Below are 7,351 nucleotides of genomic sequence, written 5' to 3'. Positions count from 1 at the left end.
CTCATGAGAAATCCCCTAAATGTCTTGGTGGGAATTTAGGGGATTTTGGGGAATTTTGCAAAGGTCTCAGGCTACCTGAAAAGTTTGGGAGATTTTCAGGTAGCCTTTGGTATTGGGCGCAACGGATGCAGGTACAGATTAGGCGGTGCGCCGTAATCGTACGAATGCCGATTCAACCCAAGCAGACATCAGTATTTGGGAAGTGGGTGTTCGATGGAGCAAAAGTTGTACGAAGGGTGGAAGGATTTGTTCGTACGATTACGCCACTTGAGGTGGCTAATTGTACTTACCCGGGTTTCAGGTAACCTTTGGGTGTTTGGTATGGTCGCGCTTGAAAAAACGTGTTTTAAGGGACAAATGCCGTCTGAAAATTGGTTTTAAGACGGCATTTTCGGTTTGTGTGAAGCAATGAGGTAAACTGCACTACGGAATACTTCCCTTGGAAATGGGAAAAGGCAGCATTTTTATGCTGCTTTTTATACGCAAGGGAATTAGAACGTTGCGGCTACGCGGAAGCCGAACTCGTTAAACTTTTCGCTGTCTGTTTTGGTTTTGGTAGTATTCGAGACAAATTCGGCAGACTTGCGGATTGCGCGGTGGCGGTAGTATGGGTCAAACTCTACACCGAGATTGCCGGTCAGTTGTTTGCCCACATTCAGACCGGTGCTGACGAACCGGCTTTTGGAGTTTAGGCTGGCATCTTGGGAAGCAATTGCTATTTTGTTTTTGTTGTGGAGATAGACAGCTACCCCGCTCATGGCTTCAGAAACCAGCCTTCGCCAAGGTTTTGACGGATTTCACCATCTGCTTGCAGAGTGAGGCGTTCGCTTTTTGGACAGGCGTAGCCGCAGCACTTTTCTCCCAGATAACGTTTAACTTGGACACGCTCCAAACCGCCACGGAAACGTGTGGATTCGCCGACTGGTTGGGTGTAGGTATAACCGTCATACACGGCAGCCATTTTGCCTATTGCGCCGTTAGCGATGTGTGCATTCTCTCTTTTGTCGTCTGCATCGTTTTTGCTTCGGGCGTACTCTGCCTTAAAACGCATATCGTAGCGTTCGTTGAACGAAAGCCGATGGACGGTGTGCGTTATTTTTCTTTCAAATTGACGGCAGTGGCTTTGCCTTTAACATAAGCGGTAAAGACTTTGTATTCGCCCTTGCCGTTAGACTCGGGAATATCGGTTACCGTAACGGCGGACACGGCTGCAAGTGAGAGTGCAAGCAGGATTTTTTTCATGTTTTTATAATGAGGATAAATAAATGGAGAAAGTGTGGGAAATACCCGCATTCCAATTAAATCTTTTTTCAAGCAATTAGTTCTTTTTGTTTTCAACATTTTCCTTGTGTATGAAATTTTGCCGGATGTGCAGGCGGAATCGGCAGCGGGGTGTTCTGTACCGGATTGTCGTGGAAATGGGAAAACGGATGTTCCGTGCGGTTTTGTCCGAATGAATGGTGGGTATTGTTTTTATCAATCTGTTTCTTTTTCTTTGGAATAAAATTCCTAAAATATTAAAAATATGAAATTTAAAATCTATGAAAAAAGATATATCAGTTATTTTGAAATAAAATAGCTTTGTAGTAATATGTTGCACTTGTTTGTGCAAGGTAAACGATGTAACCTAAGCCGCGTATAAAAACCCATCAGGAAAGATGCAAGATGACACACCATTACCCCACAGACGATATTAAGATTAAAGAAGTTAAAGAGTTGTTGCCGCCGATTGCCCATCTTTACGAGCTGCCGATTTCCAAAGAGGCTTCGGGCTTGGTTCACCGCACCCGTCAGGAAATTTCCGATTTGGTTCACGGCAGGGACAAGCGGCTGTTGGTCATTATCGGGCCGTGTTCGATTCACGATCCGAAAGCGGCGTTGGAATATGCGGAGCGTTTGTTGAAACTCCGTAAACAGTATGAAAACGAGCTTTTGATTGTGATGCGAGTTTATTTCGAGAAGCCGAGAACGACGGTGGGTTGGAAAGGTTTGATTAACGACCCGCACTTGGACGGAACATTCGATATCAATTTCGGTTTGCGTCAGGCGCGCAGTCTGTTGTTGTCCCTGAATAATATGGGCATGCCTGCCTCTACCGAATTTTTGGATATGATTACACCCCAGTATTATGCCGACTTGATTTCTTGGGGGGCAATCGGTGCACGGACGACTGAAAGCCAGGTCCACCGTGAATTGGCAAGCGGTCTGTCCTGTCCCGTCGGCTTTAAAAACGGTACGGACGGTAATTTGAAGATTGCAATCGATGCAATCGGTGCGGCGAGCCATTCCCATCATTTCTTGTCTGTAACTAAAGCTGGGCATTCCGCCATTGTCCATACCAGTGGTAATCCCGATTGTCATGTTATTTTGCGGGGCGGTAAAGAGCCGAATTATGATGCGGAACACGTCAGTGCTGCGGTTGAGCAGTTAAAGGCGGCCGGTGTAAACGATAAGCTGATGATTGATTGCAGCCATGCTAACAGCCGCAAGGATTATACCAAGCAGATGGACGTGGCACGGGATATTGCCGCCCAATTGGAGCAGGACGGGAGCAATATTATGGGTGTAATGGTAGAAAGCCATTTAATAGAAGGCAGACAGGATAAGCCGGAAGTTTACGGTAAGAGCATTACCGATGCGTGTATCGGTTGGGATGCGACTGAAGAACTGTTGGCATTGTTGGCGGGTGCCAACAAAATACGTATTGCTCGGGCAAGTTGAGATTTTTGATACGGAATATCATAAAATGCCGTCTGAAGCTTTCAGACGGCATTTTTATGGAGACGACATGACTAAAATAACCTTAATTGCAGCGTGTGCGGAGAATCTGTGCATTGGGGCGGGAAACGCCATGCCTTGGCATATTCCGGAAGATTTTGCATTTTTCAAAGCATATACCTTGGGGAAACCGGTGATAATGGGACGGAAAACATGGGAGTCTTTACCGGTCAAACCCCTGCCTGAAAGAAGAAACATTGTTATTAGCAGGCAGGCGGATTATTGTGCTGCAGGTGCGGAAACGGCGGCAAGTTTGGAGGCTGCATTGGCATTGTGTGCCGGTGTGGAGGAAATCGTCATTATGGGCGGTGCGCAGATATACGCACAAGCGATGCCGTTGGCGACTGACTTGCGGATAACCGAAGTCGGCCTGACTGTGGAAGGTGATGCGTTTTTCCCTGAAATAGACCGGATGCATTGGAAAGAGGCGGAGAGGACGGAACGACGTGTCAGCAGCAAAGGCGTTGCATATACATTCGTGCATTACCTCAAGGGATAACCGCAAGGCAGATGCCGTCTGAAGCCGTTTCAGACGGCATTTTATTTCCAGGTTGAGAACGGATGCCTGCTCAAATAAGCATTGGTAAACATACCGTCCGAAGTGATTTCGCGTCCCAGCCAGTCCGGACGGTCAAAATCGGCATTTTCGTCGGGCAACTCGATTTCCGCGACGACCAAAGGTGCGTTTTCTCCAAGGAAAACATCGACTTCAAACAGGCTGCCGTTCCATCTGACCGGATAACGCCGTTTTTCCATCTTAAACGGGCACATCGTTTCCATTATCTTTTCCGCATCGGCAAGCGGGATTTCGTATTCAAACTCACTGCGGCTGATTTCCGAAATATAGCCTTTCAGCGTCAGCCACGCCCGTTTTCCGGCAATGCGGACACGGACGGTGCGTTCTTTTTCAACAGACAGATAACCCTGCCTCAACAGCAGCGGCTCATCGGCGTATTGCCGCCAGTTGTCGTTTTCAATCAAAAAACGGCGTTCGATTTCTATCGGCATAAGATGCTCCGTCAAAACGGTTTGAACACAACCAGGTAAAGCGCACCTATCATCAGCAGTACAGGGATTTCGTTAAATACGCGATACCAGCGGTGTGAGAAAGTATTGCTGTAATTCTGAAAACGACGCAGCAGCACGCCGCAATACAACTGGTAAGCCAAAAGCATCAAGCCCAAACACAGTTTGACGTGTACCCAGCCGCTGCCCCACCAGCCGGCGGCAAACGGTATCGCCGCGCCGAACACGACCGCACCGAAACCTAAAGGGGACATAAAACGGTACAACCGCACTGCCATACCCGACAGGCGCACATACTCGGGATTGCCGCGCGGCGCATCAATCATCGCCATATTGACGAAAATCCTCGGCAGGTAAAACAGCCCTGCAAACCACGAAATGACAAAAAACAAGTGAAACAGTTTGAACCAAGAAAACATCATCGCCCACACCCTGCCGAAAAGCGGTATTGTACAGGCAAACCGCTTGGGAAACGTGATAAAATCAGGCGGATAAACAAATCGAATAAATCCTTACCGCAAAACGGAGGCAAAATGCTCAAATCCATCGAACTCAATTCCCACATCCGCAACCGCCTTGCAGCATACCTGAAAAGCCGCGGCATAGACTTTCAGACGGCAATGCAGGAAGAAGAAGGCAACAAAGAAATTGCCTCAATTATTCATGGCGGTCTGCCCGTACTGGTTCGCAAACTGTATTCCGAACAAAAAATGCAGAAGTTTTTTTGGGAAAAGCGGGATTTGATTGCCGACTACATCAGCCGCCGGATGCAGGGATAGGCGGCTGAAATCTGTTTTCAGGCAAGTGAAAAGACAATATGGCAGATTGAAATTACGCTTATCGTCATTCCCGCCCGCGCGGGAATCCGACTTGTCTGGTTTCGGTTATTTTTCGTTTCGTAACTTTTGAGCCGTCGTTCCCGCGCAGGCGGGAATCCAGACCTTTAAACTCCGGCCATCCCCGATAAATTCTTGCAGCATTGAAATTCTAGATTCCCGCTTTCACGGGAATGACGGCGGAGGGTTTTTAGTTTTCCCGATAAATGCACATCATCCAAAATCCCGTTATTCCCACAAAACAGAAAATCAAAAACAACAATCTGAAATTCCGTCATTCCCGCGCAGGCGGTAATCTGAACACGTCCGTAGGGAAACCTATATCCCGTCATTCCCACGAAAGTGGGAATCCAGGATGCAGGGGAAACCGTTTTATCCGATAAGTTTCCGCCCTGAAAGGTCTGGATTCCCGCTTTCGCGGGAATGACGGCGGAGGGGTTTTTTGTTTTTCCCGATTTTTCATTGCGATGTAGTGTGATGTAGCATATAATCATTATAATTTCAACACTTGACAAAGGAAAATTTCTCATGACACTGAAAGCAAGCAAGCAAGCAAGCAAGCAAGCAAGCAAGCAAGCAAGCAAGCAAGCAAGCGGTCGGGTTAATCTATTAACATTATCTGTTTTATCGCTGTTTTGCACGCCATATGCTTGGGGTTCGGATGCGTACGATCCCGTCAAAGAAGCCGAGATTAAAAACAAATTTATTTTAGAAGCGGCGGAAGACAGAAATTCCCACGTTTGGCGCGGCCCGTGCAGCATATCTTTTGATTGCTTCGGTGCTTTCAGTTATCAGCCCGGTTCGGATACTCGTTCTACAAATATTGGCGATGCTGCCGATTTTTCATTTTCAGACAAGCCGGTAAACGGTGTTTCCCATTATTTTTCCAGCGGTAAAACCGATCAAAATTCATCCGAATATGGGTATGACGAAATCAATATTACGGGTAAAAACTACAATAGCGGCATCCTCGCCGTCGATAATATGCCCGTTGTTAAGAAATATGTTACAGAGAATTACGGAACTGATTTAAAGCAGGCGGTTAAGAAGCAATTAAAGGCTTTGTACGACACGAAACCCGAAGATTGGGAAAAAAATAAAAAAATAGTTGAGGAAGCGTACATACAAAAGTTTGGAAAAGGATTTAAGAAACTTAAACAGAAACAACCCGATCTAATTAATCAATTGATAGAAGACGCCGTACTCACTCCTTATCCATCATCTACCAATCTCGACAACATCTTCAATAAAACACTGCACGTCAAAATCGAAAACAAATCCCACGTCGCCGGACAGGTGTTGGAACTGACCAAGATGACGCTGAAAGATTCCCTTTGGGAACCGCGCCGCCATTCCGACATCCATACGCTGGAAACTTCCGATAATGCCCGCATCCGCCTGAACACGAAAGATGAAAAACTGACCGTCCATAAAGCGTATCAGGGCGGCGCGGATTTCCTGTTCGGCTACAACGTGCGGGAGTCGGACGAACCCGCCCTGACCTTTGAAGACGAGGTCAGCGGAAAATCCGGCGTGGTTTTGGAACGCCGGCCGGAAAATTTGAAAACGCTCGACGGGCGCAAACTGATTGCGGCGGAAAAGGCAGACCCTAATTCGTTTGCGTTTAAACAAAATTACCGGCAGGGACTGTACGAATTATTGCTCAAGCAATGCGAAGGCGGATTTTGCTTGGGTGTGCAGCGTTTGGCTATCCCTGAGGCGGAAGCAGTTTTATATGCCCAACAGGCTTATGCGGCAAATACTTTGTTTGGGCTGCGTGCCGCCGACAGGGGCGACGACGTGTATGCCGCCGATCCGTCCCGTCAAAAATTGTGGCTGCGCTTCATCGGCGGCCGGTCGCATCAAAATATACGGGGCGGCGCGGCTGCGGACGGGCGGAGCAAAGGCGTGCAAATCGGCGGCGAGGTGTTTGTACGGCAAAATGAAGGCAGCCGGCTGGCAATCGGCGTGATGGGTGGCAGGACCGGCCAGCACGCATCAGTCAACGGCAAAGGCGGTGCGGCAGGCAGTTATTTGCATGGTTATGGCGGGGGTGTTTATGCTGCGTGGCATCAGTTGCGCGATAAACAAACGGGTGCGTATTTGGACGGCTGGTTGCAATACCAACGTTTCAAACACCGCATCAATGATGAAAATCGTGCGGAACGCTACAAAACCAAAGGTTGGACGGCTTCTGTCGAAGGCGGCTACAACGCGCTTGTGGCGGAAGGCGTTGTCGGAAAAGGCAATAATGTGCGGTTTTACCTGCAACCGCAGGCGCAGTTTACCTACTTGGGCGTAAACGGCGGCTTTACCGACAGCGAGGGGACGGCGGTCGGACTGCTCGGCAGCGGTCAGTGGCAAAGCCGCGCCGGCATTCGGGCAAAAACCCGTTTTGCTTTGCGTAATGGTGTCAATCTTCAGCCTTTTGCCGCTTTTAATGTTTTGCACAGGTCAAAATCTTTCGGCGTGGAAATGGACGGCGAAAAACAGACGCTGGCAGGCAGGACGGCGCTCGAAGGGCGGTTCGGTATTGAAGCCGGTTGGAAAGGCCATATGTCCGCACGCATCGGATACGGCAAAAGGACGGACGGCGACAAAGAAGCCGCATTGTTGGTCAAATGGCTGTTTTGATGCGTCGGGAAATGTTTTGACGCACAGGCGGCACACCTGCACGGCCCCGCGCGCCGCCCCGCAAACCGATCCGAACC

Annotated in this window: 11 protein-coding genes; 5 read left to right on the top strand and 6 right to left on the bottom strand. The window is 48.6% G+C overall.

The window, feature by feature from the left end; all coding sequences use genetic code 11:
- Nucleotides 1–491: 491 nt before the first annotated feature.
- From RDY34_RS04710 to RDY34_RS04700, 3 genes are read right to left on the bottom strand one after another with little or no spacing between them, the layout of a single operon-like run.
- The gene (locus tag RDY34_RS04710; RefSeq protein ID WP_304669908.1) at nucleotides 492–758 is read right to left on the bottom strand and encodes a hypothetical protein; all 267 of its coding nucleotides are present in this window, start codon (nucleotides 756–758) and stop codon (nucleotides 492–494) included.
- Nucleotides 755–1,051, bottom strand: a complete 297-nt coding sequence (locus RDY34_RS04705; RefSeq protein ID WP_304669910.1) for a hypothetical protein — start codon at nucleotides 1,049–1,051, stop codon at nucleotides 755–757. Before RDY34_RS04705 ends, RDY34_RS04710 begins: the two co-directional genes overlap by 4 nt.
- A gap of 41 nt (nucleotides 1,052–1,092) precedes the next feature.
- Nucleotides 1,093–1,242 carry a hypothetical protein gene (locus RDY34_RS04700; RefSeq protein WP_304669911.1) on the bottom strand — a complete coding sequence of 50 codons (150 nt, stop codon included), beginning with the start codon at nucleotides 1,240–1,242 and terminating at the stop codon, nucleotides 1,093–1,095.
- A gap of 34 nt (nucleotides 1,243–1,276) precedes the next feature.
- Between RDY34_RS04700 and RDY34_RS04695 the strand changes: the two genes are divergently transcribed.
- The 3 genes from RDY34_RS04695 (at nucleotide 1,277) to RDY34_RS04685 (ending at nucleotide 3,277) form a co-directional block, all read left to right on the top strand.
- Nucleotides 1,277–1,504: a hypothetical protein gene (locus RDY34_RS04695; RefSeq protein WP_154104173.1), complete on the top strand. Its 228-nt coding sequence runs from the start codon at nucleotides 1,277–1,279 to the stop codon at nucleotides 1,502–1,504.
- Between the two features lie 161 nt (nucleotides 1,505–1,665).
- Nucleotides 1,666–2,721: a 3-deoxy-7-phosphoheptulonate synthase AroG gene (aroG, locus tag RDY34_RS04690; RefSeq protein WP_107863837.1), complete on the top strand. Its 1,056-nt coding sequence runs from the start codon at nucleotides 1,666–1,668 to the stop codon at nucleotides 2,719–2,721.
- 67 nt (nucleotides 2,722–2,788) lie between these two features.
- The gene (locus RDY34_RS04685; RefSeq protein ID WP_304670047.1) at nucleotides 2,789–3,277 is read left to right on the top strand and encodes a dihydrofolate reductase; all 489 of its coding nucleotides are present in this window, start codon (nucleotides 2,789–2,791) and stop codon (nucleotides 3,275–3,277) included.
- Nucleotides 3,278–3,318: 41 nt separating this feature from the next.
- Here RDY34_RS04685 and RDY34_RS04680 read toward each other — a convergent pair whose 3' ends face one another.
- Both RDY34_RS04680 and RDY34_RS04675 read right to left on the bottom strand, forming a co-directional pair.
- Nucleotides 3,319–3,786: a CYTH domain-containing protein gene (locus tag RDY34_RS04680; RefSeq protein ID WP_308073947.1), complete on the bottom strand. Its 468-nt coding sequence runs from the start codon at nucleotides 3,784–3,786 to the stop codon at nucleotides 3,319–3,321.
- A gap of 11 nt (nucleotides 3,787–3,797) precedes the next feature.
- Entirely contained in the window at nucleotides 3,798–4,226 is a 429-nt protein-coding gene (locus RDY34_RS04675) for a CopD family protein (protein WP_118821809.1), read from the bottom strand.
- Between the two features lie 111 nt (nucleotides 4,227–4,337).
- Between RDY34_RS04675 and RDY34_RS04670 the strand changes: the two genes are divergently transcribed.
- Nucleotides 4,338–4,583 carry a hypothetical protein gene (locus RDY34_RS04670; protein ID WP_308073944.1) on the top strand — a complete coding sequence of 82 codons (246 nt, stop codon included), beginning with the start codon at nucleotides 4,338–4,340 and terminating at the stop codon, nucleotides 4,581–4,583.
- A gap of 164 nt (nucleotides 4,584–4,747) precedes the next feature.
- On the opposite strand, the gene RDY34_RS04665 is transcribed toward RDY34_RS04670, so the two are convergent.
- The gene (locus RDY34_RS04665) at nucleotides 4,748–5,134 is read right to left on the bottom strand and encodes a hypothetical protein (protein WP_308074131.1); all 387 of its coding nucleotides are present in this window, start codon (nucleotides 5,132–5,134) and stop codon (nucleotides 4,748–4,750) included.
- Nucleotides 5,135–5,168: 34 nt separating this feature from the next.
- On the opposite strand from RDY34_RS04665, the gene RDY34_RS04660 reads away from it, so the two are divergent.
- The gene (locus RDY34_RS04660; RefSeq protein ID WP_308184474.1) at nucleotides 5,169–7,274 is read left to right on the top strand and encodes an autotransporter outer membrane beta-barrel domain-containing protein; all 2,106 of its coding nucleotides are present in this window, start codon (nucleotides 5,169–5,171) and stop codon (nucleotides 7,272–7,274) included.
- Nucleotides 7,275–7,351 lie beyond the last annotated feature (77 nt).

This window comes from Neisseria polysaccharea (genome assembly GCF_963392925.1).
Classification (GTDB): Bacteria; Pseudomonadota; Gammaproteobacteria; order Burkholderiales; family Neisseriaceae; genus Neisseria; species Neisseria polysaccharea.
This window is presented reverse-complemented; position numbering and strand designations above follow the sequence as displayed.

Bases quoted from the DNA above. Each gene is read 5' to 3' on its own strand.
- RDY34_RS04710 (WP_304669908.1), bottom strand. From the start codon at position 758: ATGAGCGGGGTAGCTGTCTATCTCCACAACAAAAACAAAATAGCAATT.
- aroG (WP_107863837.1), top strand. From the start codon at position 1,666: ATGACACACCATTACCCCACAGACGATATTAAGATTAAAGAAGTTAAA.
- RDY34_RS04675 (WP_118821809.1), bottom strand. From the start codon at position 4,226: ATGATGTTTTCTTGGTTCAAACTGTTTCACTTGTTTTTTGTCATTTCG.
- RDY34_RS04660 (WP_308184474.1), top strand. From the start codon at position 5,169: ATGACACTGAAAGCAAGCAAGCAAGCAAGCAAGCAAGCAAGCAAGCAA.
- RDY34_RS04705 (WP_304669910.1), bottom strand. From the start codon at position 1,051: ATGCGTTTTAAGGCAGAGTACGCCCGAAGCAAAAACGATGCAGACGAC.
- RDY34_RS04670 (WP_308073944.1), top strand. From the start codon at position 4,338: ATGCTCAAATCCATCGAACTCAATTCCCACATCCGCAACCGCCTTGCA.
- RDY34_RS04700 (WP_304669911.1), bottom strand. From the start codon at position 1,242: ATGAAAAAAATCCTGCTTGCACTCTCACTTGCAGCCGTGTCCGCCGTT.
- RDY34_RS04680 (WP_308073947.1), bottom strand. From the start codon at position 3,786: ATGCCGATAGAAATCGAACGCCGTTTTTTGATTGAAAACGACAACTGG.
- RDY34_RS04665 (WP_308074131.1), bottom strand. From the start codon at position 5,134: ATGATTATATGCTACATCACACTACATCGCAATGAAAAATCGGGAAAA.
- RDY34_RS04685 (WP_304670047.1), top strand. From the start codon at position 2,789: ATGACTAAAATAACCTTAATTGCAGCGTGTGCGGAGAATCTGTGCATT.